The following is a 26,280-nucleotide window of genomic DNA, read 5'->3' as shown; positions in this document are numbered from 1 at the left end:
TTATTTTGGGAGGGATACGAGTGAAAAAAACTGCAACTTTCATCATGATTATGGCCTTGCTGTTTACATTTGTTGTCCCATTTATTAGTTATGCAGATGGCGGTGGTGAAGGAAATATTGATACTGGTGGCGGTGGAATGGGCAGTGGCACTGGTCAAAACTACTGGAATACGAATGATGAGGGGGTGCGTATCACAATCATAAGGGATCGGGATCGTGTCCCTGTGACCATCCCAATTGACTTGACAAACAAAACACCGCCGAGTACATTACTTCACTTTGGAAAAATCAGTAAGTTACAATACCAAAACGGCGCTTCATTAACTCCTATGAACAAAGGCTATATTTCTGTGCACCCGCAAAAGGAACTTCCCCTCATTATAAAATCTGACCGAGGGCAAGCAACCTTGGAAGAAATTAAGGCCTATTTCACCGATGAACTGGTTGTTCGCTATATCGCTGAAACAACTGGTTTTGACTACGATACTCTCATCAATGGCAACTATAAACTGCTTCTGGAGCCAATTGCGTATATTACCTTTCAGGGCGTCAAAATGGCTATGACCGCCCATGAAGCTGCTCTGTATGACCAAATCCTGAACGGCGGTCTGCGTTCCAAAATGGTTAGCCTGACCCACCAGAACTTGCCCTTGGCGATGTTTCTGGAAACCTCCGATCTTGGCTTTCCTGCTTGGGACGGCCCCACCAGCAGCCGCGTCAGCAACGATCAGATCATAACGTCCTTGGGCCTTGGCATCGTCCGTTTTCACGATTCCCCCACCACGCCAGCGCCTAGCCAAACCAGCTATCAGTACCGTACCGACACCGATGTCATTACCTCCGTCCGTCTTTCCACTTCCGCGCAAATCACACCAAAAGACCCAGCCCGCGTTGCGTTTCACATCATGGGTAGCAGTTATACGGTAACAAACATCGTTATCCCCGAAGGTGAGAGCCAACTGGTTTGGGTAAAATGGCGAACGCCTACTACCCCGCAAACGGTTACGATTGAAGTCAGCGCCTCTCAAGGCCAACTAAGCGTCTCTCGCATCACTGCTTCAGTCGTGGATTTAAACCAAAATCTGCCGCCTGATCCGAAGGCCACTGACCGAAATAACTCCTTCCAGCTTCCTTCTATCCCTGCTTATTCAGCCAAAACTAGCGCATCCTGGGGCATCTGGTCGGCCCACTGGCATGAATACTGGGTTTGGATTTCCAAATGGCGCTGGCATAGTGATGGGCAAGGCGGCGGATACTGGGTCGATCATGGGTATTGGAAAGACAACGGCTGGTGGGATTATGACTGGACTGGCTATACCGCTTCACTCACTGCCTACCAGTCGGTTGCTCCCGATTCCAAATCCCCTACCTTATCGTCAAGCCGGATGAAATCAGGCTACGGTATCGAAATCAATAGCTTTACCACGCTATCCTCCAATGCACCAAGCAGTCATATCACCGGCGCACAACATGCTGTTTCCTATTTTCCCGAATTTTCTTATCAGACGTATTGGCGGTTGCATGATCTCCATACAAGAGGATATAACGCCAGCTTTTGGCTGAAGCCCAACGAGTATTCCACCTACGAAAGCCGCGTTCACTTCAGTCCGCTGTGGTTCCCGGACGGCCCTTATACGCCGATCACCCGTATTTTAGATGTATGGACGCCGGATGGCATGTTAACGCTTCAGTTGCACGATACCATTACGATTTCCGGTAATTTACTATCTGACTGGCACATTGCGCCGCAGAAAACAAAATAGCGAAAGGTTGTGCCGCACCTATGCTGCTACCTATTACTATGCTGCTCCTCTGCCTCATCGGCGGGGGAGTTGTTTTGTTTTACCTGAAAACCAGAAAACCAAAGCCTAAAGAACAAGCCGATCTTGCTGCGCAAACGGCTCAACAGTTTGTGAACGTCCAGGACATCCGCGGGAACTTCCTGTACACCCAAGACGGCTGGCTGCTTTGCTACTTGCGAATCTTCCCCATCAGCTTGGACTTATTAAGCCCTTCGGAGAAACGGCTTCTGATTAACAAGTTAACCGCAGAACTATCCTCTGTCCGTTTCCCATTCAAATTTCTTGCCGTCAGCCGTCCGGTAGATATATCACCTCTCATCTCCGAACTTGGTGCATTGCTACCCGCCGCCGATCCTAAGCAAAAGGAACTGCTGCGACAAGAGATGCTGGAGATGAACACCTTTGCCCTGTCCGGTGAAGTGGTGGAACGGCAATTTTACCTGATGTTATGGCAGCGCCTTGAAGCCGGAGGCGAACGGGACATGCAGGAGAAGGCCAAGCGACTTGCCCAGCATTTTGAGGACGGACAGGTGGAGGCGAAATTATTGAAACAGCAAGATATTGTCCGGCTATGTAATTTGGTCAACAATCCGGCTTACACGCATTTGGAAATTACAGAGCCGGAAGCGACGATGCCATTCCTTACGCTTCGGGAGGTATAAGTTATGGACCCGGCCACCGCCAAGCTATTGGCAAAAGTTGCCGTCAAAGTCGCCACCGATGAAGAGTCGCGTAAACGGATACTTACGTTGATCCTGGTTCCCGTCATCGGATTTTTGCTCCTTGCGGCGATGATACTGCAATTGCTCACTTCGCCCCTGGAGACGCTCAGGCTGATGTTGAGTCCGAATGAAGCTCCCATCGTCGATGAAATGCGGATGGATTTCGGCTACACCCAGTTGCTGCAGGAAACGGATGAGGGCTATCTGGAAAGTCAGGGCCAACAGTATGAAGGGGTGGTCTTCCGGGATGGCAGCCGGGAAGTGGTCTACTACAACCAAATGGACAGCCGCTGGGCGGACAAGCCCTACGGCCCCCGTGATACCATCGGTGCTTCCGGCTGCGGCCCGACTTCTTTGGCGATTGTCGTCTCTACTTTGACCGACACAGCGATTGATCCGGTTGCCATGTCCAATTGGGCGTACCAAAATGGCTATCTGGCCGAAGGAACCGGCAGCTATCACAGCCTGATTCCCGATGGAGCCAAACACTTCGGCCTGCAAGTTGAAGGAGCCGCAGCAAAAGAGCAGCAAAAAATCATCGACGCCCTCTCCAATGGCAAACTGGTTGTTGCCATTATGGGTAAGGGCCATTTTACCTCCTCCGGTCATTTTATGGTGCTGCGTGGCGTGACCAAGGACGGTCAAATTCTAGTGGCTGACCCGGCCAGCCGCAAACGCAGTGAGCAAGCCTGGGACTTTTCCATCATTCAAAATGAGGCCCGAAAGAATGCCGCTGCTGGCGGTCCCTTCTGGATCATCAGCGGAAAGGAGTCATAATCCGATGAAGCAGTCTCAACCTGTACAAACCGTCAATCCTTCGTTACTAAACGTCATCACCCCGATGGGTCTGGAATTTACCCGAAATGGTCTGATGATAGGAGAGCAATCCGCCAAGCTGTACGGCGTTATTCAATACCCGGCGAAGCCCGATGTCGGCTGGCTCTCCACTTTGACCAATCTGCCCGCCACGATGGTATCCATCGGCTTTCAACCCATTGACAACAGTGCGCTGATTTCTGCCATATCCAAGTCCATTACGCAAAACCGCAGCTTGGCCGACAGTGCCAAAGACCCGCTCACCCGTCAGCGGGCGGAAAAAGCAGCGGCAGATGGTGAGAACATTATGCTGCAAATCGACCAGAACGGTGAAACCGTGGGATTGATGAACGTGTTAGTCATGCCCTTTGCCGAGGATGATAAGCTTTTTGCACGCGCCTCTCGGCGTGTGGAAAATGCCTTTAGCATGATGCGCTGCAAAATCCGCACGTTGGCCCATTTGCAAAAGGAGAGCTTCCGGCATCTTTCTCCAATGTATCCCGCCCAAGGACAGATTGAACATATCCTGAACAAGATCATGCCTATGAGTACCTTTGTCGGTGGTTTTCCTTTTGCAAGCTCCGGCTTCAACGATGGGACCGGGTATTACCTAGCCAAAGACGCCAGCGGCGGGCTGGTTATTGTGGATTTATGGAAGCGCGGCGGAGACCGGACCAATTCCAACATCGTCATTATGGGCGTGGCTGGCGTGGGCAAATCGACGGCAGTTAAGCACGTGGCGCTCAGTGAATACATGAAAGGAACCAAAATCATTTTCATCGACCCGGAATCCGAATACAAAGAACTGTGTCAGAAGCTAAACGGCGATTGGATCAATGCCGGAGGCGGATCGAACGGCAAAATCAACCCTCTGCAAATCCGCCCGGCTCCCCTCGACGACGTGAATGAAGAATTTCCTCTCTACAAAGATGAAGGCAATGGCATGTCCGACATGGCGTTACATCTCAAGAATCTGGAAATCTTCTTTAACCTCTACATCCCCGACTTAACCATGATGCAAAAAGCCGTCCTCAAGCAATGCCTGATCGAATTGTACAACCAGTTTAAGATCACCTGGACAACGGACATCACCAAGCTGCAAAACACCGACTTCCCCACCTTCTCTGACCTGTACGCTCTTATCCATAACAAGGAGCAAACGCTTGGCGATGAAGTCTATAAGGAGTTATCCCTGCTGCTGCATGATATTGCAAATGGCGGGGATTCTTTTTTGTGGAACGGCCACAGCACGATTCAAACCCATAGCCGATGCATTTGCCTGGATACCCATACGTTACAAAATACCTCCGACAATATCAAGCGAACCCAATATTTTAATCTGCTGTCCTGGTGCTGGGAGCAAATGTCACAAGATCGGACGGAACGGGTTCTGCTCATTTGTGATGAATGCTATCTGATGATCGACCCGAACGTGCCGCAAAGCCTGGTGTTTTTGCGCAATGTGGAAAAACGTGCCCGGAAGTACGAGGCAGGCCTCGCGATCATTTCCCATAGTGTCGTCGATTTTCTCGCCCCGGAAGTGAAAATGTACGGGCAAGCGTTGCTGGACATTCCCTGCATTAAAATATTGATGGGAACCGATGGGAAAAACCTGCAAGAAACGCGGGAGCTATATAACCTGACCGATGCCGAAGAGGAACTATTAGCCAGTAAGAAACGCGAACATGCCTTATTGATGATCGGCTCCAAACGGCTGCATATTCATTTTGATATCCCGGAATACAAATTTAACTACATGGGTACGGCGGGAGGACGGTAAGTCATGGACAAAAAGAAGCAGCTCATCGAGCTTTTCTTCTACGTCGGTCTGGTGATTATCGGGGCCATTCTGCTGTTAATGAGGGAAGGGTAGGACAATGATTTTATATTTGACCAGCAATGCCAACGTCAACCTACTGGACTTTGTTGAGTCGGAACTGGAACTGCCGGTGAAAAAGCTAACCGGACAATTCTCGCTCCTGTCTTTTGTGGTCAAGGATATGCGGCATTTCGGCCATATTCGCTATTTTGCAATAGATCGGACTGCGGTTTTGGAATCTGATGAGGAAATGGCGCAAGCGTTATTGTCGTTTCAAACGATGTATGATATGCGCGTTATCATCATCGTGGAAGGACTGCCGGAGAGCAGTCCTTTTCTGCACCAACTGGTGAACTCCGGAATAACGGACCTCATAACGGCTTTAAAAATAGAAACCATTCAAGAAGAGATTCGGGAATCCCTGTCATCTGGCGGGATGCAGCGATTTAAGCGAATCGTGCCGCCGATAGTTCCTGAAAGCATCCTTCGACCCGGGGAACCTGAACAGTATCAATTCTCCTGCACGAACATTCGCATTGCTCTGGCTGGGAGTGACCGGAGATCCGGCGTTACCACTACTGCATTCAACTTGGTCTGCTGGCTGAACAACCATGGCGCTTCGGCCTGCTACGTAGAAACCAACACCAGCCGTCACCTAGCCCAAATTATCCATCTGTTTCAGCCGGAACAAAGTGGCAATGCCTATGTCATGGAGGGCTGCGACTTCTATTTCACGAGGGAGTTGAATCGGGATTATAACTTCATCGTGATGGATTGCGGTGTACTGGGAGAAAAGCGACTTCAGGCGGATTTTGTGAACGCGGATGTACGGATACTTTGCGGATCGGCCATGCCCTATGAGTTACCTGTGTTTTTTAGAGCAATGCAACGTTGTAGCCCATTGACCGTTCAAGCGCTGGGCATGTTTGTACCGGAGGATATGAAACCTCTTTTAAAGAAAGTCAGCACGGAGAATATTACCTTTGCAGAAAGCTCACACGAATTATTTGACACAGAAGTAAATTCACCTTTCTGCAAGCAATTAATAGCCAATTATTTGTAAACATCAAATATACCCCCTACTCTGGGAAGAAGGAAGCATCTTTTCCTCCTAAACAATCCGCTCACTGGTCTGAGATAGTGTCAGCTACAGGCGACCATTATCATTCGACTGGCCTGGTAATCCGCAATGCGATCAGCCCACAGCTGCTGAAGTTGTTCTTTTGGAGACATGAAGGCAGCCTCCTAGCTTGGAATACCTTCATGATCTCATGAAATGAAGTGATGTTGAAGGTGTGTTAGGTTTGACGCTTACTTCGAATCAGCGACATTTTTAAATACAACTTACACAAAAAAAGTGTGATATTCCCAACTGACCATATCACCGTTTATGTAATGCTACTGGGAACATTATCTACACATGAATAAAAACAAGAACATCTGAATATATGTATTGAGGATATTTGTAGCTATATAAGGTGGATTCTATACTGGTAGTACAATTGGGGGAGGATTACTGTGATAATGAATTATACAAATAGATCATTCTCAGGTAAGACAGCTTTCATTACCGGAGCTGGTAGTGGAATTGGCCGTGCCACCGCGTTGGCTTTTGCACGCGAAGGGGCAAATGTCGTCGTCTTCGATATCAATGAATATACAAATCAGGAGACAGCCCGCATGATTTTGAATATGAATGGTAAGGTTCTAGTGGCAAATGGGGATGTAGCGAAAAGCAACGATGTAAAAACCGCGTTGAACAACACCCTCCGTGCTTTTGGACGCCTCGATATCGCTTTTAATAATGCAGGCATCGAACAAAGGTCTATTGCCGCTGCGGATATCACGGAGCAAGAGTGGTACAGGATTGTCGACGTCGATCTATGCGGTGTCTTTCTCTGCATGAAATATCAGATACCAATTATGCTTCATCAGGGTGGAGGAGTTATTGTTAACAATTCTTCAGGGGCCGGAGTTACTGGTTTCGCCGGGCAAGCAGCTTATGCTGCTGCCAAACACGGTATCATTGGCTTAACCAAATCAGCTGCGTTGGACTACGCTAAATCTAATATTCGTATTAATGCGATTTGTCCAGGAATCATTGATACCCCTATGATTGAACGCGCGAGTGGCGGCACTCCGGAAGGACGTGCGAAGATGATTGCGCAAGAACCTATCGGGAGGATGGGACGCCCGGAAGAGATTGCCTCCGCTGTTTTATGGCTGTGCTCGAATGCAGCTTCTTTTGTTCTTGGGCAAGCTATGATTGTCGATGGTGGCCAAACTTCCAGTTAATGCAAGTGAGACCCTGTCACACAAGATGAGTTTTTCTACTAAATAGATATGGCATATTAATACTGGGAACCGATTCTGTGCAAAGCTTTGCTGTCATGGAAAGATGATTACACCGACTCGAGCAAACCGCAAGTTCTCTTGTGCACGGATGAGAGCCTGGATACTGTTACAATCCTAAGCTGCTATCACATGCGATGGAACATCGAGACGAGCTATCGTTATTTCAGAGAACTGCTAGGATTTAACCAATATCAATTGCTCTCGTTCGAGGGTATCCGACAGTATTGGGCTATTCAGTATATGACACAAAACTTCTTAGAATCGCAGCGTCAGGACTGGATGAATGACGGCAAGCACCTCACACTGGGAGATGTCGTATATCCGATTCGGCAGGAGTATTTCGGGCAAATCATGTATAAAGTAAACGTAAAATAGCCCCCACCTATCAAAAAGAGGCCGCTGAAGAACCTCCGTTTTTTGGCTCTACTTGCAAGTTCAATTGAAAACGAAGACATCCACTTCCAGATATTGGAGTGTGGATGTCTTCGTTTTTACGCCTATTTGATTGTATTGCATCGTGCTTCCTACTCTACAATTTTCAATATACGTTTTAGATTCACCGCGAATATGGCCATTGCTCCTTGTAACTGCATACCAAGCAGACCCGAGGATGTGGCTACATCATACCCGTGCCGGTGCTTTAGTTCACTGTTCTTGGCTTCAATTTTGTAACGTTCTTTCGCCTTAGCTTTAAAGTATTCGCTTTCCTGAAAATCTGCTTGTTTTGAATGCTCGTCTGACTTCATTGTTACAGCGTACATCTTGCTTGCTCCACCGCTGTAACACCCTTCCTTGAAGGGGCAACTCTTGCACTTTTCTACATCAAAGTAGTTAATGTTCCTCTGATTTTTCCCACCTTCTTTTCTTCCTAGCTTGCCTAGCTTTCCGAATCGCCATATGCCTGCTTTGCATACGTACATCCCTGCTTCCTTGTTGAACAGGAATTCGTCTTCCTTCTTGCGGCCGCCTTGCGTGATGAGCGGGTTCAGTTTCGCCACAAGTTCAATTTCGTTGGTTTTTGTGTACGCAATGTTATCTTTCTCCGAGTATGCTGTGTCTCCAATGACCGTTTTGACTTTCATTCCGGCTGCTTTGCTTTTCTCGATGAGGGTCTGCAACTGCTTACCGTCATTCTTCTCACCAGTGGTAATTACCGCTGCCGTTATGATCCGTTCCTCAGCCATTGCGAGGTGCGTTTTGTAGCCAAAAAACGAGGAGTCAGCGCTCTTATGACCGACACGCGCATCCTGATCCTGCGAGATGCGCAGTTGCTTCACATCATCTTCAACGGTCTCTTTAAGCAGATTCAGTGGTTCTGTTATCTTCGGCACTTGGGCGACTCCCGATTCCGTTTCTACATTCAGTTCCCGGAACCTACCGTATATTCCGCATCAAGCGGTTGTTTGTCCTTCAGCATAGTCAGTCAGTCTAATGTTACATAATTCAATAATCAGAGCGGATTACGAACGGACAGAATAGTTCAAGATCATTCGCGGTGAACCGTATCACAGTAAAACATTAACTGGGAACGAAAGATCAATCTCCAACTAAGACAAGGCTGCCGACATGGATTGGCAGCCTAGCTCCGTCTTTGACCATTGACGCAACCCGACACGATAATTGTAATTTTAATTCATGCGTTTACGACATGAATTTAACATTTATATCCATCTACTTTGCCCCTGGTGACAGCGACGCTGGTACTACCCCTAGTAGTTTGAGAATTGAGTTATCAGACCAATTGTCTGTTCCGAACGCACATAAAATTCGCCCTTCAAATGTCCCAAATGGTCAGTTGAAAGGCGAACACATACATTAATGATGATAACGGCTGAGATCAAATCGACGAACGGCTAAAATGAATTCTAAGATTAATTGTTGTTTGCAATCTTCATTAAGCATGCCGTTATGCCTTGAATACTTATTAATCAGCGGCTTATATCGCTCGATCAGTTCAACCTCAGCTTGTTTGTCGCCCCTCTGAGCGAGTTGAATCAAGTCTATTACTTCGTGCACTGCGTTTCCCCCTTTTGAATAGGTTTCATTACAAATGATGGAGGGGGGGAACGTATGTGAAAGTCAATCTTACTAGTGTATTTCCAAGTGACTTTTAAGTTTCACCAATACTTTTTTTCTTGACTTCGTAATCGCCTGTCTTGATACTCCAATAAATTCGGCTATTTCCTTATCTGTTTTACATTGATAATATTTCAAAAATAGAACCTTTTTTTCAGATGAGTTCAGAATTTCGATAGCTTGTGAAAGTGCTGAGGAATCCTCAATCGATACTGTAGTACTTGTACGAAAGTTAATGATGTTTGTCTCAAATGCAACTTCATCATACGACCTAACATAAAAAGAATCTCGGTAAAGCTTTTTGAAATAGTCTCTTCTGGCATGTTGCAGACATAACTTAATGTAAATGCTAAATCCTTTTTCAACCATTTCCGCTTCGCAAGTTCTAAACTCTGAGCTCATTTTGACTTCTCCTTTCTTCCATTTGTTTCTAACTATTTAAATGGGAAGTGGGGAATAAAAAAGCAACTTAACTAACCGAAAATTGAAAAAAGCCTCCTAATTCTTGAAAACCAAGAAAGTCGAGGCTTAAAAATTGGAGTATTTTTCTGATGACGAGCCTATAATCTCTTTTATAAATAATACCGGTGCTATGCCCCGAAATAGACTGAGTCGAACCATCCGGCAACTCATACCTAATTTATTCCTGCTGGTAACAAGGGCAGCACGTTTATCCTTTGACATTTATACTCCAATTCTTGTCTTCTAATAGGCTTGGCAATATTGTTAGGGTAACTTTTAGATTTTTCGGCTTTTTGTTAGGCTACTTCTGCAAATCCTTCTGAGCTCCAATTTAAAAATTTAGTATACAAATAAACTAAAAACCCCTAAAAGGTTAGGGGCAACTTTTATTATGGAATTTTATAGCAGTCGGCTGTTGGACGAAATTTCGTTAATCGTAAAATCCATTATACGACTTGTTTCGTTGGTCGAATCAAGATTTCACTTACCGAAACAGTGTCAGGTGTACTGATCACATAAGCTACTGCATCTGCGATATCGCTTGATTTCAAAGAAAGACCTTCTGCACCTTTACTCATAAGATCCCTTACCCATTCTCGATTTTTAGGATCATTAATTGTTGTATAAAGTTCTGTGCTTACCGCACCTGGGGAAATTATAGTCGATCGAATATTATTTTCTCTTTCTTCCTGGCGAAGCCCCTCCATGATCGCCCGAACGGCAAACTTAGTTCCGCAATACACAGCAGAACCTGGATAAACAACATGTCCAGCTACGGAGTCAGTTGCAATAATATGACCAGATCGCTGCTTTTTCATTAAAGGTAAAACTGCCGCAATTCCATTTAAAACACCCATGATATTAATGTCTAACATTTGACGCCATTCATCAAAGCGAGTTTCTGAAAGTGGCGCAGTTGGCATGACTCCTGCGTTATTAAAAAGGACATCTATTCGACTGTATTTTTCAACAGCTAAATCTGCAACTGCTTGGACTTCCTCTCTATTCGATACGTCGGCAACCGCGTATGTAATTTCAGTATTTGGTAATGTTTCAACAAGAGCTTTCAAACGATCTTCACGACGAGCCGCAATGACTAATTTTGCTCCTTCTTGTGCAAGCTTTTTGGTAGTTGCTTCTCCAATTCCACTGGATGCACCCATAATAACAACAACTTTATCTTGAATATTAGACATAATTAATAACTTCCTTTCTTAATTTGTATTGAAAATAATTTTTGTGGGTTTGACTTCACCCAACAAATAAAGTCATCATTCATTGATTAGTCAACTACTGTTTATAATTTTACATATAGAAACAGGATGCTTACAATAGTTAAGAGAACGCGATTTGTTTATTATTGAATAAATCATTAAAAATTGTTAATTATCTTTATGGAATTTTTGTGACAGGTGTCGACAGCAAGATGGAGCTTGTCACCAAACCACTTCACCTTGTTGCCCAAAGGGAAGGAGTAAAACTTCGTTCCCCAGTTAGGATGCCCCGTTGGATCTGTTATTAATTTGGTTGTTTTTCTCATAAGCTGAAAACGCTGTACTATCAATAGCTGCATGACTTCCATCGAAAATCCCTTCTTTCTAGCAGCGTATACGCTTAGACCATGTGATTCCTTGTGCTTCGGAGTAACCATAATTTAACATTATACTGCACTATGTCTTGATTCTGTTTGCTCACGGCGAGCGGCCAAGAAGCATATATTCCTTTCGGGCGTGCCAGGCTGCGGTAAAAGGAAAAGGCATTACCATGATCACGTCCCGTAAAGGAACGCCTGCTGATAATGCCTCTATCGCATCGTTTCATTCCATCCTAATGTCTAAAGCGTATAGTCCGAAGATACCATGTAAACAACGACGGCAATCTTTGTTCAAACCGTCATAAGTATACCACCTGCTTTGACTCAAATCGGATTCAAACAAAACTGATTAATGGATCTCCGACGGCTGGCTGCTTGAACTTGAAAATGTGTTTAGGTGTTTCATACATACGGTTTCAGTCCCGTCTATCATTAAGTGAAGAAGCGGGAGAAACCGATATAAACTTACTTAGCGCTGCAATTGGAACTGGCTATCTTATATCAATGGATAGCTCCATTCGAAACGTGGTGAAGCATAATATGGCGGGCGAGGCATAATTACCGGCGCGGACCAGGTGAACGGGTTAGCATCGTAATGCATATAAGCCTTCTGTGAAGATTCACGCTCAAGGATTCTCTTTACTTGCAAACTAAACTCAACCTTCACGGTATTGATCCCTCCTTACGGTTTTTCCTTTATCATATGCAGGTGGCAGTGAAATACAACAATTAGTATTTAATCCCCATTTGATTCCACTAACATCAACCCATCTAGACCGGCATATACTATACTCTCAATAATGCGATATCGAAGGAGGACGAACATGAAACAAGAAGATAACCAACTTTATGCCGCCATTCACAACTTGCAGCAACAATTCGAGCAACGGATGGTAACTTCTCCCTATCCAATATACTCATTCTACGGTAAGATTACACAGTATCAAGACATCCCATTAACCTTCCCTGAGCAACGACAGTTCCGCCAACCAGGTCTTAACCGACTCATGATACCGAAACCCATTATGGAAAATCCGCAGTACAGGGGGAGCGATAAACTTACCGGCAAAGTCGCCCTGATCACAGGCGGAGATAGCGGCATCGGCGGGGCCACAGCTATTGCATTCGCAAAGGAGGGTGCCGATGTAGCTATCTCATACCTAGACGAACACGAAGATGCCAATTCCGTCAAACAGCGGATTGAGGAATTGGGGCGAAACTGTTTGCTCCTTCCTGGAGATGTCCGAGATAAGCGGCTTTGCTCTGACCTGGTGAAACATACCATCGCCACTTTTGGACATCTAGATATCCTTGTAAACAATGTCGGCGTCCAGTTTCAGCAGAACGAACTCACTGACATCACCGACGAGCAGTTTGACGATACGTTTAAAGTGAATATCTACTCTCATTTTTACATTACTCGCGCCGCTTTACCCTATTTGAAGGCTGGAAGCTCAATAATTGGAACGACCTCAGTAGTTACTTATGCGGGGTATGCATTGCTAATCGATTACACCGCCACCAAAGGAGCTATAGTTGGCTTCACCCGAGCACTCGCCAATAGCCTTGTCAAGAAAGGGATTCGCGTAAATGCAGTAGCCCCCGGCCCAGTATGGACACCGCTTGTTCCGTCCAGCATGTCGGCCGATCTCATTGCAATCCTCGGCGCTGACTCGCCCATGGGCCGAGCCGCGCAACCGTTTGAGCTTGCACCTACATATGTCTACCTGGCTTCAGATGATTCCCGTTATGTTACAGGGCAAGTGCTTCATGTTGATGGCGGGATGACCACGAGCTCATAGAGCCCATTCGATAAGAAAAATGAATCGGATAGGAGGCTATCCATGAGTTGGATAGCCTCCTATCCGATGTGCGCCCGGCATGGGCGATAACTAGGCGGTGAAAGTCCGCTATAGGCTTGGCAGTAGGAACTGTTAGCTGAAGGCAAGACCCTCTATGTCAATATAGAATATATGTTCTGTTTTATATGTGGATGATTCCTTTAGGGTTGGCATAATCCCTTATCTCGTTTTTTGGAAGTGCCTTGTTTGGGATGTTATAAAAACAGTTGAGTCGTAATTTTCCTGTTTTCTCCACAATGCAAAAATGATCCGTACCCAATTATTAGCTAAAGAACGAATTGCTACATGATGGCTTTTTCCCTCTTTACGTTTGCGATAATAATATTCTTTTGCCCAAGGCTCCCATCTATAGAACACCATGCGAACTCATGTAGAGCGTTACGAAAGGGCTTTACGCAAGATGTCCTTCTGCGAGCTTTGTTATAGAGTATTTTCTCGGCTTTATCATTTGGAGCTTTGTGACGAAGATCACTCAATACACGGCCCAGATCTTTTAGGGATACACCCGTTAAAGATTCTGCTGTAGGGTAGAGTTGCACAAACTTTAAGGTACAGAGTTGAGGAATTCTGTTAAAAAACTTAAGGGCTGCGGGAAAAAACTCCTTTAGACAAGTGAAGTTAGACTGAATAGTAGACACAGAATATACTGAAAGGAACAGCGAAGAAAAAGGAGACTGTGTCGAATGAAAAAACCTGTGTATGACGAAGCGTTCAAGCGGCAGACGGTGCAGCATATTAAGGAAAGCGGCAAGCCGGTGGCGGAGGTCGCCCGGGAACTCAAGATCAATGACAATACCGTGTATGGCTGGGTCAAGAAGTTTGCAGCAGAGCCTGAGATCACTGCCGCGCAGGTGTTCAAATCCGAAGAACATCAGATGCGGGAGATGCAGAAATGTATCCGGGAACTTCAAGAGGAAAACGAAATCCTAAAAAAAGCGATGCACTACTTCGCAAAAGACCGTCGGTAAAGTATTCGTTCATCCATGAACACCGCTTCGAGTACCGATTGGAGAAGTTGTGCTGCGTCCTCAACGTATCTCGCAGCGGATATTACAAATGGCGGTCCAGACCGGAAAGCGAACGCGCGCGGCAACATCGGGAATGGACAGAGAACGTGAAGCAGGCGTATGCCCAGTCGAATAGGCTCTACGGCAGTCCCAAGCTCACCCGGCACCTCAAACGCAGCGGCATTGCCATCTCCGAGCGTACCGTCTCCCGCGAACCCCATCATGTAAATGTGGCAGGTGGATGAGAGGAAGGTTATCGCTCTTACCCGGGGAGGTCTCACAGACGTGGAGTAGGAAAAAAATCCGAAAGACGGAGTAAAGCTTGCTGTGAGAAGTCAGCAGAGGCCATAGTACCGGGAATTTTTTTCCCAGGAAGGGCCGAACAATCGTAAGTCTCAAGGAAGCGGCACTGCCCTGGTTGCGGGAAAACAGAGACTAGTTGCTGCAAAGCATTCGGGATGGCCGGTACAAGCCGAACCCGGTACGGCGCAAGGAAATCCTCCAACTAGATGGAAGCGGAGTGAGAAAGCTGGGCATTCCCACGGTGGTGGATCGCATCATCCAGCAAGCCATCGCTCAGCAGTTGCAACTGCTGTTCGAGCCGCTGTTCTCGGATGGAAGCTACGGCTATCGCCCAGGACGGAGCGCGCAGCAGGCGATTCGAAAAGTGAAGGCCTATGCGGAGCAGGGATACGGCCATGCGGTAGAAATCGACCTCTCAAGGTACTTCGACACGCTGAACCATGAGCTCTTGATGAACCTGCTGCGCAAGCAAATCCAGGACAAGCGGGTAAGCGGCTTGATCAAGAAGTACCTGAAAAGCGGAGTCATAGAAAACGGAATACGCCGCGAAACGGAAGAAGGGTCTCCGCAGGGAGGTCCTCTATCGCCGCTTTAGGCGAACATCTATCTGAACGAATTCGATCAGGAGATGCAAAGCCGAGACGTGACCGTCATCCGCTATGCGGATGACATCGTGGTGCTGGCCAGGAGTAAACGGGCCGCAATGCGGCTACTGGCAACCAGCCGGACGTACCTGGAGAACAAGCTGAGACTGAAGATGAATACGCAGAAAAGCAAGGTCGTCAGCGTAGTCGCGCAGAAGCATTTCAAATTCCTCGGCTTCGCGATGGGAAAGAACGGAAACGGCGTGTACATCCGCGTCCACCGACAATCCCTGGTAAAGGCAAAGAGGAGACTGAAAGAGCTAACGAGCCGAAGGCAAGGCAGAAATGCCAGGCAGGTGATGGAAAACGTAAAGGTCTACATTCGCGGATGGATCGGCTATTTCTATGTAGCCGACATGAAGCGAATCCTGCAAAGCTGGAATGAATGGCTGCGAAGGCGGCTCCGTATGTACATCTGGAAGCAATGGAAGAAGCCGAGAACCAAGGTGTAGAATCTGCGGAAGCTGGGAGTACCGGAGTGGCAGGCCTACCCATGGGGAAACTCCCGCTTGGGCTACTGGCGCATAGCCGGAAGCCCGGTTCTGTCCCGTTCTATTACAAACGAAAAGCTCGCACAGGCAGGATATTATGACTTTCCTACGCAGTACGAGCATCTTCGTCAATTGTACTCAAACGGTTGAACCGCCGTATACCGAACGGTATGTACGGTGGTGTGGAAGGTCGGCTATCCAACTAATGGATAGCCTCCTATCCGATTATTTACCGATAGTGTTTGAAGAGCATCCGCCCTTCGGTAACCGATTCGGTTGTAAATAACCCGTCTTCCTTGCATATACGTCATGTCCGTCTAGCCTCCTGATACATTAATTGATTGCTGTGCGAATTATCGGCAAGTTCATTCGTATATTGCTCGATTTGCCGCAGGCAAATATCATACGGGTCTTCTTTTTGCATATAACCCTTGGTCCATTCCACTACTTTGTCGACCGATTGGCCAGCATGCCAGAGCGATCGCCAGCCGAGCCTGCCCATCGCTTTGGAGCAATCGAGCCGCAGCAGCCGGCTTTCATGAAGCTCCGGACGGTTGTCCTGATTCCGGTAGGAGACGCCTTCACCCCACGCTTTGCAGAAACGGCCAGCCATCCATTCCACGGTTTGCAGTTCATCTTCCCCCGGTCCGAAGTTCCAGGCCTCCGCAAATTCGGGACCGACAGTCGCAAGCTTCTCCGCGAGTAGCATATATCCGTAAAGCGGATCCAGAACATGCTGCCACGGCCGAACCGCATCCGGATAGCGCAATTCGAGCGGCCGTCCCTCCATGACAGCACGCACACAATCGGGTATGAGCCGGTCGGCCGCCCAGTCTCCGCCTCCGATCACATTGCCCGCACGGGCCGACGCGACGGCAACGCCGTGCTCCGCATACCGTTCAGACGAAAAAAAGGAGTTCCGGTAGGAAGATGTCACCAGCTCGGAGCACGCTTTGCTGCTTGAGTACGGATCGGAGCCGCCAAGCGGTTCGTTCTCCCGGTACCCCCATATCCATTCGCGATTTTCATAGCATTTGTCGGTCGTCACATTCAGCACCGCAAGAACTTGCCTCTTATGATCATTGACTTTGCGCACCGCCTCGAACAGATGAACGGTTCCCATCACATTGGTAGCGTACGTTTTGAGCGGATTGCGATAAGATTCCCGTACGATCGGCTGGGCCGCCATATGAATGATGATTTCCGGCGAAGCCTCCTCCAACGCCCATTTGAATTTCCCGTAATTGCGAACGTCGCCGTAAATCGTATTCACGAACCTGTCAAGCCTGCATTGCCGAAATAGGTTTCTTTCGCCATCCGGCTCAAGGGCAAAGCCCGTCACACAAGCGCCAAGCTTGTGCAGCCATATGGATAGCCAAGCTCCTTTAAATCCGGTACAGCCTGTAATCATAACTTTGCGTTGATGCCAAAACTCCGGGTTGAGCATGTTGACCACTTCCTGAGAAAATTTGTTATCCTTGGACTTTTACCGACATATCGTCAACAAAGCGATTCAACAGATCGCGCAGCCGGTCCAGCAGCAACCTGCCTTGATGAAGAATCGAACTCCATCTTGCCCGGTCGCCGCGCAGGCCCGTCTTATAAATTTGGAGCAAGTGTTTTTTCCATTTCGAATGCTCATCTTCCAGCATCTCTGTCCAATGCTCCATGCCATGCCGAAACTGCTGCGGGTATTCCTGCACAATTTGCATGAAATACGTCCATTGATGCATGATACTACCGATGCGAAGGCAGTAGTAGACTTCCTTGCATATGTTCGCAAACGGTTCCGCATCCATTCCGGCAGCGTTCTCCAACCGGTCGATAAACGCATAGTAAGCCTGCAAACCGCGAACGGAACCTCCTTCTGCTTGCCGCCCGTCGTCCAGAAATGAGGCGATCCGTTTCTGCAGCACGTGCTTCCAATCGTGATCATCCCGAGAGTAAACCGGTTGACTGGCTGCCATGAAGCTTATTCCGTATAAACCTTCCAGCAAATCGTTCATGGATGCGGAACCTTGATAGGAATGGACGGTTCCTGAATAATCGAGCAGAAAGGAATCGCCGATATGGAAGACGCCGGCGGATGGATCCATGCCGTAAACGAACACGACGTGCGGGCGGCTTACGTTGTCCCGGTAGATGGAGTGGTACGTCAGGCAGCCGCTATGCGCAAACAGCATGACCGGTCTGCCGGCAGCCAGCTCTGCCGCGATTTCATCCAACAGTTGACGTTTCCCCGGCCAATGGTCCATATCGAAGCTGTACCGGAGCCGAACCGGGCCGTCCGCATCAAAATGTCGAAGCATCGCGTCTCCGGAAAGGCCAAGCCAGAACGGTCTTTCATCGGGGTGGTATTCCACATTCATGCCGTCGCAGCAGAAGTAAATATCCGCTTCCGGCATATCGATACCAAACCCGGATTTAAGCATGTTGCGCAAACTGGCAAACAAACAGTGATCCCCCGGCTGCACATGGATGTGTGGATTGACGATGCTCATAATTCCGCTCCCCGCAATTAATTTGTCATGTTCTTCAAGATCAGCCGCTTCAGCTTGTCGATGGTATTGACGTTCTCGATGGACAGGTCGTCCTCCGGAACGAAGATGCCGAAACGTTCTTCCACTGCCACGATCAGCTCTACAGCCGTGATAGAGCTGAGATTGTAATTCCTCAAATCCGTATGCTCTTGCAACTGAACCAGTTCCCAATCATCGTTTTTCAATACTTGGCTCACGACTTCGATAATCGCTTTGTGATCCACATCTGTCTTCATATCATCGAACCCTTTCTTAATGAGTATTGCACTGCATCCGTTTTCTCAGGCAGGCCGTCTATCAACTTTTCCAGAGTGTCGGACAAGCGATGTACCTCCTGCCACGTGTCGGCTGCGACTAACGCAAATATCCTGCCCATGTAACGCTTGTCTTCGCCGACGGAGACGTTCGGCAAAGTACCTGCCGTATAGATGATGACTCCGCTCCCGCATTCCGGCCCATACCGCAAGCCTGCGTCCTCGAGCCTCGTCATCATCGATAAATAATCGATCGGAGCGCCCGCCAGCAGGCGGAAATATCGTGAGAATACCTTCTTATTGCCGAGAATGTGCGGGGCAAACGAAATATATGTAGATAAAGTAAACCGCCCGTTGATCTCGATGACAGGAATGATGACGCCGTCCCTGGCAATAATCGAATCGATCCCCGCGACACCGCGATATCCGAGCCTGTGCAAATAGCGTCCAATCGTCTGCCCGTATTCTAAATAGCTGTCGGTCGCCTCGGGCTCCAACTCCGCCGGCAGTTGCGAACCGATATAGACGGTGCCGTTCAATATTTGCCGCTTGATGGAGAACACATCGATAGCGCCGTCCTCGCCGACATAAATTTGCACGTTCACATCCGCCGACTTGTCCAGCCATCGCTCCATAATCCATGGATGCTGCGAACGGCGACTCGAAAAGCGGGAGAGCCGCGCGACTAACGCATTGAATTGTTCATCGGTATCAACGATATACAACCCTTTGCCTGACGCCGCATAAGGCTCTTTCAGTATGATTCGGCTTCCGGCGCCTTTCAACATGGGATACCGTTCCGGCAGTTCCTCAACCGATCCGCAAACGATTCCCTCGCAGACGGGAAGCCCGAGATCCTCGGCCATTCTTCTGTTGAAAATTTTATCGTTCACAATGGCGGACAATGCTGACGAGGTGCCGACCAAGGTCAGCCCGCACGTCCGGGCGATTCGCTCTTCAAGTTCCGTAACGGCGTACGGCATAAAGTATACCGTTGCACTTCCGTCCGCCAGCTCGCGCAAAGTCCGCAGTACCGCATCATCTTGCAGCACAAGCTCGGAAATCGGCGTATGATGATCCGGCGCAGATACGGTTATGATGCGAGGAAGGTCAAAGCCAAGACGGCTCAACTCCGACAAATAAGCCGGGTCGGGCTGTTCGCGCAGAATGAGCACATCCTGCTTGCGGCACAGCAGCAAATTCATCTCTTCGATCCTGTTCACAATCCGGTCTTCTTCCCGATCGGCGATGCCCTTTGTTTGCTGATGCCAATACTGCTCAGCGCCGATGTTGCACAGCCACACGATCGTTCCTTCATGCCGCCCGGACGTGAGCAGCCGTGGCAACGAAAACCCGTTATTCATATCGCACCTCTTCGGCAATCGAATGCTGCCCTATTAATGCGTCGCGATACCGGCCACGTTCGCGCAGCACATAGCGGCGTCCTTTGTCGATCAACACTTCGGCGGGCAGCGGATGGCTGAGAAATAGCGTCGGGCTGTGCGTCAGACCGTAAGCGCCCGATTTGTCGACGACGATCAAATCGCCACATTCCGCCGGCGGCAGATTCACTTTGCTGCCGATAATGTCTGTCGACGTGCACAGCGGTCCCGTTACCGTTACTTCTTCCACTTCGCCGCTTTTCCCCAGCACCCGTATCGGGAAGTTGCTCCGGACATACCTTCCGAGAAAAGCCGACGAAGCATGCTGATGGGAACCACCGTCGCAGATCAGAAAGGCGCTTCTTTTGCTTTCCTTCTTGTACAGCACTTTCGTGATGAACACGCCCGCTTCTGCCATAAGAAACCTTCCGCTTTCCACCGCCATGCGTGTATTCGCGAGCCTGCTGCCGTAACGGTTCCATACTTCTGCGATGCCCTGTTTCAAAGCTGTCGTGTCAAGCTCGGCTTCATACGGGAAATACGGAACGCCGAAGCCGCCGCCGATATCCAGGAATTTCAGTTCCATGCCGTATCGGTCGGCATATTCGAGCGCCATTTGGATCGAATGCTTATAGTGGCGAACGATTGCATCCGCCTGCAAAATTTGCGTTCCTAAATAAATATGGAAGCCGATTAACCGGATATTCGCCAGCCGGAGCGCCTCCTCGATCGCCCCGGGCACCAGTGCCTGGTCGAGGCCGAATTGCGAAGGCACGCCGGACATTTTGATGCTGGCGGCATGCTGCTGGATATCGGGATTGATGCGGATCGCGATGCCGACGGTTTTGCCAAGCTGCCCGGCAATATCGTTGATCATTCGGATTTCCCTCATATTTTCCGTGTTGATACTGTAAATGCCATGACGGACGGCGAGCTGCAGTTCCTCTTCCGTCTTGCCCGGACTTGTAAACACGATATGGCGCGGCTCGAAGCCGGCCTCAAGGGCAGCCGTCAGTTCGCCTCCGGAGGCAACCTCGATACGGCAGCCGTTGCGTCGCAGCAATTGGGCGATGCCCAGGAGCGGATTGGACTTGAACGAATAAAAAATCTCCGTCTGTTGCGGAAAACAGCTTCGAAGCTCCTCCAGCTTCCCTTCAACGACAGCCGCGTCATAGAGATAGAGCGGGGTTCCGTATTGCCGGGCAGTCTGCCGGATACTGTCATCGTCAAGCCCCGATTGTACCGTTGCAGTCATTATTTCCTTTCTCGCCGAATCCACCGATTTGTCCCGCCCGTTCATGCCAGCTTCCATGGAGCCTCCCCCCGTTTCCACAAGCTTTCCAAATATTGCTTATCGCGCAGTGTGTCCATACAATCCCAGAATCCGTTATGCTTATAAGCGGCTAGCTGCCCGTCCTGTGCCAAACGGCCCAGTACCTCCCCTTCCAGTTGCGATTGATCGCCCTGCAAGTAATCGAGCACGCCTGGCTCGAATACGAAATAGCCGCCATTAATCCAGCCGACCTCGGACGGCTCCTTCTCCTTAAAGCCGATCACATGGTCGCTCTCGAAGCTGATTGTGCCGAACCTTCCCCTCGGCTTGACGGCCGTCACGGTCGCCAATTTGCCGTGCGAATAATGAAAATCGAGTAAAGCCCTCAAGTTGACGTCACTCACGCCGTCGCCGTAAGTCATCATAAAGGTTCCGTCCCTCAGTTGATCCCGAAGCCGATACAGGCGTCCGCCTGTCGTCGTGTGAAGTCCGGTATCGTTCAGATGGACAATCCAATCCTTGCTACGGCTTTCCGTCACGTGGACGCTCGAATCCGCCATCCGAATCATCAAGTCGCTGTGATAATAAGGAAAATGCAAGAAATATTGCTTAATTGCCTCCCCCTTATAGCCGAGCGCGACCACAAATTCATTGAAGCCGTAATAGCTGTAGATATCCATAATATGGCACATGATCGGCATATTGCCGATCTCAACGAGCGGCTTCGGTTTGACGACGGTTTCCTCGCTCAATCTGGTGCCGAAGCCCCCGCATAGCAGAACCACCTTGGGTATATTCCCCATTCTTATCACCTCAACTGCTGGCACTCGTATAGTTGTGCACTGCAAATGTCCAGATCAACCGCGTGGCGATGTTCGAGGCAGTCAGTGGAACGGCCGCTTTCCTCCACCCGTAGACGACCATCACGATGCCACCGGTCAGATTCGGAATAGAATAGTCGACGTCGGTCGTTCGCAGCGTCGCCATAAATTGCAGCGATACCGGCAGGGTTATCATTACATCGAACGTTCCTGACTTGATATGCTCGGGAAGCTGGACGAAGTTGTTGTAAAAAAAGTCGTATACAGCCCGGCCATGATCGTGCATACGCCGACGGACAGCACGATCTGATCCGGGGAAACCCCGTTAATGTCGACTCCGATCCTGTAAATAATGCTTGCCTGCAATGTTTTTCGCCCAAAAAGCTGCTCTGCCTGAAAATGAAATAACCGGTAGGCTGCACGATACATTTGCTCAGTTGGCCGTTTTCACATCGTTTGCCATTTCGTGTTCGAACCCGGCCGCCGAGCTTGGCGAACAGCGCCGCCATGACCGCATAAGTGATCGCCTGTTCCTCGGTATAGCCGAGTAAGCTGGCTTAATCGTTGCTGAAAAAATCGCTTTCCACAAAAACATTTGAATCGCAATGGGGTAAATGCGGCTCGCCGGACTAAAACAAAATTCGTGCGGTATTCCATCGCGCTTTGCATCCCTATGGCGAACGTTTTACCGTACTTGCGCCAACTCATGCGCACCGTCCATCTCCTTCTTTCCCGCCGGATAGCCTGGCTTCATCTACACGTTGATTTTGGCCGATTCGTAGATTTTTTCCTGCAAGGTGATTCGTTCAAGCGACGATTCGAGCGGTATATTAGCTTTCAATCCGTCGATTACATCGCTGAAGAAACTCAGTTGATTGACATAATAGCTTTGCGGCGCGAATTCGATCTTAGTGGTTTCCTTCATGCGCAGGTCAGTTACCTTAAGCACAATCTTGTAGAAGCCAAGATTGGCCCGAAAGAAATCTCTCATCTCAACTACCGCATAGTCGAAATAAATCGTGTGCGTCGCCTGATAGGGAATCTCAAACGAGGTGGTCAAACCGGCATGCACGCCTCCCGCCAGCCGAAGCTCCGCCTGGAAGGTCCAATCGGCGCTGTTCGGTCCATCAAACGACGATTGTCCCCGATAATCTTCATACTCAAGCCCGGTGACAGCCTGCAGGAATTGAAGCCAATAGCACCCCAAATCGTAAAATGAGCCACCGCCCCACTCCGGAAAGCTGCGGTAATTGTTCAGGAACGATTCCTTGGGCAAAAATCCAATCGTTGTCTCGATCGAGCGCAATGAACCGTATGTTCGGGCTTCTACCATGCCCTTTACCGCCTGCTGCCAAGGATGATGCTGAACCATGAGACCCTCCAGCACATGAACGCGGTCCCGTTCATAGGCCGACATAATGCGGGCCCCTTCCTTGGAGTTGAGGCAGAGCGGCTTTTCCACCAATACGTGCTTCCCCGCTTCGATCGCTCTAACGATCCATTCTGCATGCAAATTGTTGCATAATAATATATAAACGAAATCGATATCCGGACTTTCGAGCAGTGCTTCGTAGCTGTCAAAGACGATGGGGATGCCGTATTGTTCCGCATAGGCTTCCGCCTTGCTCCTGGTTCGGCTGGATATGCCGTATACTTGCAGATGTTCCAGGCTTTTCGCAGGCTCTATCAGCACTCTTGGCAGGATAGCCGCGCAGCCGATGACGCCGATGTTTTTATTCGTCCTCATACTCGTCTCAAATTCCGTGCAAATGCAGCACGCTGCACTTCGAGCAGGCCGGCGTCAAGCCTTCTACATTAATGATCTCGCGCACACGGTCGAAATTGTCCGAATCCCAAACCTCTTGCGTCCCTTGATGCTTTAAATTGCCGACCGTAAACTCGGCAAAAAATTTGCACGCGCTCACATCGCCGGTCGGCATCACGTCCATCCTCGTCGATAGTGCCATGCAAGTCGTCGCGCAGCGGCTTGTCATCGCTTCCCCGCGGACGAACTGCTCGATTTCGTCATAGTCGAGCCCCGGCTGGTAGCGGACGCGAATATTCCATACGCGCTCGTTGATGCGCTCCAAAGCCTTTACCAAGGAATCGACATGCTCGGGGTTCATCTGGTACTTGAAGGCGTGCCAGGAATTGACTTGATTCTCGTGCAGCTTGCGAAGCCAACTGAATTTTTCCATGAAGTAAGCGTCCATTTGCTTCGAAGTTTCCTTGGAGATGTACCAAGGGAAGCAAAGGATGACGAGATCGAGCTTGAGCGATTCAAAATACTCGAGCAATTCGTAGAGCTTCGGAATCATGGCGTCGTTGATCATGGAATGCACAGATATGCGTCCTTTATAAATGCCCTGCTCGCGCAACTCGACCAGACGCTCGATTTGCTTCATTGTCTTGGCAAAGGTGCCTTTGCCGCGGATAAAATCGTTCTCCGCCTCGAGGCCTTCCACGGCGATCAGCAGCTCCAATCCAGGGGAAATTCTAATGATGCCGTCAAGATATTTATCGATTAGCAGACCGTTGCTGCAAATCGTCATCTCCCGCGGATCGGCTGCCAGCATTTCCAGAATTTGATCGAATTGCTTATGGAACATCGGCTCCCCACCCCATATATACAAACGGGATTTCGCTTCAGACGTTTCCTCCATAATCTTGCGAAACACATCGAGATCTATGTCCTTGTTTTGCTCCTCTTTATCCATCGCATGATGGTATCCGTCCTCGTTCCATTGGAAGCAATGGATGCAACGCAGGTTGCAGCGGTTGGTCAGCTTGATGCCGACCGATTCGGGGACAGGCGTTCTGTATTTCGGATTTTTGAGGCGTTCCCGGTAAGGAACCGCCATATTTCTCATCGTCCGTTTCATCACCTCGAAGGAACCTTCGTCAATCACCACACTGCTTTTTGGCTGCATACGCTCACCTCGCCATTTGATTGTCAGACCATAAATCGGCATAGATGGAGGATGTGTCTTTCTGCCCGGCCAGCGCTTCATGAAGCGGCTGTAGCAGTTCGGGCGCAAATTCCGCCTGCTTCCACGTCTCGTAAGAAATACCGAATCCGCATTGTATCCAGAGCTCCGCATTTTTCTGCTCGTGCAGCCCGAATGGATCAAGGAATACGATCGGAGTCGCCGACGACAGCGAGTCGATTAGCGTGGCGCCGCCCGGCTTGCTGATGATCGCTTTTGAGCTTTTGATGATGTCATATAGTCGATGATGGCTCTCTTGGCTTGCAAATACAGGAGACTCCCCCGCCTTGATTTCTCCGAATCTCGGGAAAGTATGTTTGCCCGTGGACGGGTCTTTCTCCCACGCTTCCCAGGAAGGGTCGTTCATCCAATAACGGTGCCTCGTATTGGCAAGGTCGCAGTCCGCTTCGCTTGAAATGACGATATCCAACTCGTAATGGCGTTCCAGCTCAGCAACCTTCTCCAAATAAGTTCCCATTCCCCAGCCTCCGCCGTGAACGGCCAGCCGGTTCCGACGCTGCACATACGGCACCGCCTGTTCTTCGGTCACCGGAATCCGATACCGGATCGGCCGATCGGCGGCTTCGAAGAGCCACACCTCATGATAACAGTTGCCGTAATCGGGCACGTACTTCTTTACACTTTTCCAGGAAGGCGACAAGTCCGTATCGACGTATAGCAGTTCAACGTGTAACGACTGGTCTCCGACCTGATCGCGGTATATATCGAGAATGTGAATCCAGTGGCCCGAGAAAACGATAAAATCTCTCCGACCCTCCCGTTTCCATTCGGCAACCAGCCGATCGACGGCCTTATAATCGATGCTGTCGCGGATATCTGTCGGAAGCTTTTGCGCGACCCGGGCGACGGCGAAATTGAGGTGATAATCGTTGCGACTTTGGGCAATTTTATCCTTTTTGTTCTTCACGATAAAATTTTCAAAAATTACGACTTCCGCTTCCGTCTGACGTTTGCTCAGCTGATATTCCAGCAGAAGCGCCGGTGTGTAGAAGCCTAGGCCGAATCCAGAGCTTAGAATGGTCTTCTTTCCCATCGTGCATCTCCTTGCC

The 26,280-nt window shown here is 49.0% G+C and carries 24 protein-coding genes and 2 pseudogenes; 12 read left to right on the top strand and 14 right to left on the bottom strand.

Going from position 1 to position 26,280, the window contains the following annotated elements:
- Window positions 1-20 precede the first annotated feature (20 nt).
- The 7 genes from KP014_RS14135 to KP014_RS14105 all read left to right on the top strand — a co-directional run bounded on the left by KP014_RS14135 (window position 21) and on the right by KP014_RS14105 (window position 7,889).
- Window positions 21-1,763, top strand: coding sequence for a DUF8193 domain-containing protein (locus KP014_RS14135; protein ID WP_036591051.1), 1,743 nt, complete (start codon window positions 21-23; stop codon window positions 1,761-1,763).
- A gap of 74 nt (window positions 1,764-1,837) precedes the next feature.
- Window positions 1,838-2,464: a TraC-like domain-containing protein gene (locus tag KP014_RS14130; RefSeq protein WP_246590495.1), complete on the top strand. Its 627-nt coding sequence runs from the start codon at window positions 1,838-1,840 to the stop codon at window positions 2,462-2,464.
- Between the two features lie 3 nt (window positions 2,465-2,467).
- Entirely contained in the window at window positions 2,468-3,301 is an 834-nt protein-coding gene (locus KP014_RS14125; protein WP_036591055.1) for a C39 family peptidase, read from the top strand.
- A gap of 4 nt (window positions 3,302-3,305) precedes the next feature.
- On the top strand, window positions 3,306-5,120 hold the full coding sequence (locus KP014_RS14120; RefSeq protein ID WP_036591058.1) for a VirB4 family type IV secretion system protein: 1,815 nt from the start codon (window positions 3,306-3,308) through the stop codon (window positions 5,118-5,120).
- A 97-nt stretch (window positions 5,121-5,217) separates the two neighbouring features.
- Entirely contained in the window at window positions 5,218-6,222 is a 1,005-nt protein-coding gene (locus KP014_RS28780) for a hypothetical protein (protein ID WP_036591060.1), read from the top strand.
- 461 nt (window positions 6,223-6,683) lie between these two features.
- A complete protein-coding gene (locus KP014_RS14110) occupies window positions 6,684-7,454 on the top strand; it encodes a glucose 1-dehydrogenase (protein ID WP_036591063.1) in 771 nt (256 codons plus the stop codon).
- Window positions 7,455-7,643: 189 nt separating this feature from the next.
- A complete protein-coding gene (locus tag KP014_RS14105) occupies window positions 7,644-7,889 on the top strand; it encodes a hypothetical protein (RefSeq protein ID WP_036591066.1) in 246 nt (81 codons plus the stop codon).
- Window positions 7,890-8,038: 149 nt separating this feature from the next.
- Here KP014_RS14105 and KP014_RS14100 read toward each other — a convergent pair.
- The 4 genes and pseudogenes from KP014_RS14100 to KP014_RS14085 all read right to left on the bottom strand — a co-directional run.
- A pseudogene (locus KP014_RS14100) lies at window positions 8,039-8,872 on the bottom strand (transposase); the annotation flags it as partial.
- Window positions 8,873-9,329: 457 nt separating this feature from the next.
- Window positions 9,330-9,530, bottom strand: coding sequence for a helix-turn-helix domain-containing protein (locus KP014_RS14095; RefSeq protein ID WP_036591068.1), 201 nt, complete (start codon window positions 9,528-9,530; stop codon window positions 9,330-9,332).
- Between the two features lie 72 nt (window positions 9,531-9,602).
- On the bottom strand, window positions 9,603-9,992 hold the full coding sequence (locus tag KP014_RS14090; RefSeq protein WP_063619444.1) for a sigma-70 family RNA polymerase sigma factor: 390 nt from the start codon (window positions 9,990-9,992) through the stop codon (window positions 9,603-9,605).
- A 506-nt stretch (window positions 9,993-10,498) separates the two neighbouring features.
- Complete coding sequence (locus KP014_RS14085; protein ID WP_036591071.1) at window positions 10,499-11,248, bottom strand: SDR family oxidoreductase; 750 nt, start codon at window positions 11,246-11,248, stop codon at window positions 10,499-10,501.
- A gap of 1,222 nt (window positions 11,249-12,470) precedes the next feature.
- On the opposite strand from KP014_RS14085, the gene KP014_RS14080 reads away from it, so the two are divergent.
- From KP014_RS14080 to KP014_RS28775, 5 genes and pseudogenes are all read left to right on the top strand, one after another.
- Window positions 12,471-13,448 (top strand): SDR family oxidoreductase, encoded by a 978-nt coding sequence (locus KP014_RS14080; protein ID WP_090834593.1) that lies wholly within the window; start codon window positions 12,471-12,473, stop codon window positions 13,446-13,448.
- A gap of 743 nt (window positions 13,449-14,191) precedes the next feature.
- A complete protein-coding gene (locus KP014_RS14075; protein WP_036604699.1) occupies window positions 14,192-14,476 on the top strand; it encodes a transposase in 285 nt (94 codons plus the stop codon).
- 38 nt (window positions 14,477-14,514) lie between these two features.
- Window positions 14,515-14,760, top strand: a complete 246-nt coding sequence (locus tag KP014_RS14070; RefSeq protein ID WP_139210652.1) for an IS3 family transposase — start codon at window positions 14,515-14,517, stop codon at window positions 14,758-14,760.
- Between the two features lie 275 nt (window positions 14,761-15,035).
- Window positions 15,036-15,632: pseudogene (locus tag KP014_RS14065) on the top strand (reverse transcriptase domain-containing protein); the annotation flags it as partial.
- A gap of 12 nt (window positions 15,633-15,644) precedes the next feature.
- A complete protein-coding gene (locus KP014_RS28775; RefSeq protein WP_246590758.1) occupies window positions 15,645-15,914 on the top strand; it encodes a group II intron maturase-specific domain-containing protein in 270 nt (89 codons plus the stop codon).
- A gap of 346 nt (window positions 15,915-16,260) precedes the next feature.
- On the opposite strand, the gene rfbG is transcribed toward KP014_RS28775, so the two are convergent.
- The 10 genes from rfbG to KP014_RS14010 all read right to left on the bottom strand — a co-directional run bounded on the left by rfbG (window position 16,261) and on the right by KP014_RS14010 (window position 26,264).
- Window positions 16,261-17,400, bottom strand: a complete 1,140-nt coding sequence (gene rfbG / locus KP014_RS14055; protein WP_090834594.1) for a CDP-glucose 4,6-dehydratase — start codon at window positions 17,398-17,400, stop codon at window positions 16,261-16,263.
- A 25-nt stretch (window positions 17,401-17,425) separates the two neighbouring features.
- Entirely contained in the window at window positions 17,426-18,454 is a 1,029-nt protein-coding gene (locus KP014_RS14050; protein WP_036600175.1) for a BtrH N-terminal domain-containing protein, read from the bottom strand.
- Between the two features lie 17 nt (window positions 18,455-18,471).
- Window positions 18,472-18,729: an acyl carrier protein gene (locus KP014_RS14045; RefSeq protein WP_051500417.1), complete on the bottom strand. Its 258-nt coding sequence runs from the start codon at window positions 18,727-18,729 to the stop codon at window positions 18,472-18,474.
- Window positions 18,726-20,111, bottom strand: coding sequence for a preATP grasp domain-containing protein (locus KP014_RS14040; protein WP_036600173.1), 1,386 nt, complete (start codon window positions 20,109-20,111; stop codon window positions 18,726-18,728). Before KP014_RS14040 ends, KP014_RS14045 begins: the two co-directional genes overlap by 4 nt.
- On the bottom strand, window positions 20,104-21,441 hold the full coding sequence (gene lysA / locus KP014_RS14035; protein ID WP_246590494.1) for a diaminopimelate decarboxylase: 1,338 nt from the start codon (window positions 21,439-21,441) through the stop codon (window positions 20,104-20,106). The genes KP014_RS14040 and lysA overlap by 8 nt, the downstream gene beginning before the upstream one ends.
- Window positions 21,426-22,196: a glucose-1-phosphate cytidylyltransferase gene (rfbF, locus tag KP014_RS14030; protein WP_090834606.1), complete on the bottom strand. Its 771-nt coding sequence runs from the start codon at window positions 22,194-22,196 to the stop codon at window positions 21,426-21,428. Before rfbF ends, lysA begins: the two co-directional genes overlap by 16 nt.
- A 19-nt stretch (window positions 22,197-22,215) precedes the next feature.
- The gene (locus tag KP014_RS14025) at window positions 22,216-22,509 is read right to left on the bottom strand and encodes an ABC-2 family transporter protein (RefSeq protein WP_246590493.1); all 294 of its coding nucleotides are present in this window, start codon (window positions 22,507-22,509) and stop codon (window positions 22,216-22,218) included.
- Between the two features lie 468 nt (window positions 22,510-22,977).
- Window positions 22,978-23,970, bottom strand: coding sequence for a Gfo/Idh/MocA family protein (locus KP014_RS14020; RefSeq protein WP_036600168.1), 993 nt, complete (start codon window positions 23,968-23,970; stop codon window positions 22,978-22,980).
- Window positions 23,971-23,977: 7 nt separating this feature from the next.
- Window positions 23,978-25,153, bottom strand: coding sequence for a radical SAM protein (locus KP014_RS14015; protein ID WP_036600166.1), 1,176 nt, complete (start codon window positions 25,151-25,153; stop codon window positions 23,978-23,980).
- A gap of 4 nt (window positions 25,154-25,157) precedes the next feature.
- Entirely contained in the window at window positions 25,158-26,264 is a 1,107-nt protein-coding gene (locus KP014_RS14010) for a glycosyltransferase family protein (protein ID WP_036600165.1), read from the bottom strand.
- Between the last annotated feature and the right edge of the window lie 16 nt (window positions 26,265-26,280).

It is taken from the genome of Paenibacillus sophorae, from assembly GCF_018966525.1.
In the GTDB taxonomy this organism is placed as follows: domain Bacteria; phylum Bacillota; class Bacilli; order Paenibacillales; family Paenibacillaceae; genus Paenibacillus_AQ; species Paenibacillus_AQ sophorae.
This window is presented reverse-complemented; position numbering and strand designations above follow the sequence as displayed.

What these genes read in the sequence shown, in the direction of transcription:
- KP014_RS14125 (WP_036591055.1), top strand. Translation starts at nt 2,468, where the DNA reads ATGGACCCGGCCACCGCCAAGCTATTGGCAAAAGTTGCCGTCAAAGTC.
- KP014_RS14120 (WP_036591058.1), top strand. Translation starts at nt 3,306, where the DNA reads ATGAAGCAGTCTCAACCTGTACAAACCGTCAATCCTTCGTTACTAAAC.
- KP014_RS28780 (WP_036591060.1), top strand. Translation starts at nt 5,218, where the DNA reads ATGATTTTATATTTGACCAGCAATGCCAACGTCAACCTACTGGACTTT.
- KP014_RS14110 (WP_036591063.1), top strand. Translation starts at nt 6,684, where the DNA reads ATGAATTATACAAATAGATCATTCTCAGGTAAGACAGCTTTCATTACC.
- KP014_RS14105 (WP_036591066.1), top strand. Translation starts at nt 7,644, where the DNA reads ATGCGATGGAACATCGAGACGAGCTATCGTTATTTCAGAGAACTGCTA.
- KP014_RS14090 (WP_063619444.1), bottom strand. Translation starts at nt 9,992, where the DNA reads ATGAGCTCAGAGTTTAGAACTTGCGAAGCGGAAATGGTTGAAAAAGGA.
- KP014_RS14085 (WP_036591071.1), bottom strand. Translation starts at nt 11,248, where the DNA reads ATGTCTAATATTCAAGATAAAGTTGTTGTTATTATGGGTGCATCCAGT.
- KP014_RS14080 (WP_090834593.1), top strand. Translation starts at nt 12,471, where the DNA reads ATGAAACAAGAAGATAACCAACTTTATGCCGCCATTCACAACTTGCAG.
- KP014_RS14075 (WP_036604699.1), top strand. Translation starts at nt 14,192, where the DNA reads ATGAAAAAACCTGTGTATGACGAAGCGTTCAAGCGGCAGACGGTGCAG.
- KP014_RS28775 (WP_246590758.1), top strand. Translation starts at nt 15,645, where the DNA reads ATGGGAAAGAACGGAAACGGCGTGTACATCCGCGTCCACCGACAATCC.
- rfbG (WP_090834594.1), bottom strand. Translation starts at nt 17,400, where the DNA reads ATGCTCAACCCGGAGTTTTGGCATCAACGCAAAGTTATGATTACAGGC.
- KP014_RS14050 (WP_036600175.1), bottom strand. Translation starts at nt 18,454, where the DNA reads ATGAGCATCGTCAATCCACACATCCATGTGCAGCCGGGGGATCACTGT.
- KP014_RS14045 (WP_051500417.1), bottom strand. Translation starts at nt 18,729, where the DNA reads ATGAAGACAGATGTGGATCACAAAGCGATTATCGAAGTCGTGAGCCAA.
- KP014_RS14040 (WP_036600173.1), bottom strand. Translation starts at nt 20,111, where the DNA reads ATGAATAACGGGTTTTCGTTGCCACGGCTGCTCACGTCCGGGCGGCAT.
- lysA (WP_246590494.1), bottom strand. Translation starts at nt 21,441, where the DNA reads ATGGAAGCTGGCATGAACGGGCGGGACAAATCGGTGGATTCGGCGAGA.
- KP014_RS14025 (WP_246590493.1), bottom strand. Translation starts at nt 22,509, where the DNA reads ATGCACGATCATGGCCGGGCTGTATACGACTTTTTTTACAACAACTTC.
- KP014_RS14020 (WP_036600168.1), bottom strand. Translation starts at nt 23,970, where the DNA reads ATGAGGACGAATAAAAACATCGGCGTCATCGGCTGCGCGGCTATCCTG.
- KP014_RS14015 (WP_036600166.1), bottom strand. Translation starts at nt 25,153, where the DNA reads ATGCAGCCAAAAAGCAGTGTGGTGATTGACGAAGGTTCCTTCGAGGTG.
- KP014_RS14010 (WP_036600165.1), bottom strand. Translation starts at nt 26,264, where the DNA reads ATGGGAAAGAAGACCATTCTAAGCTCTGGATTCGGCCTAGGCTTCTAC.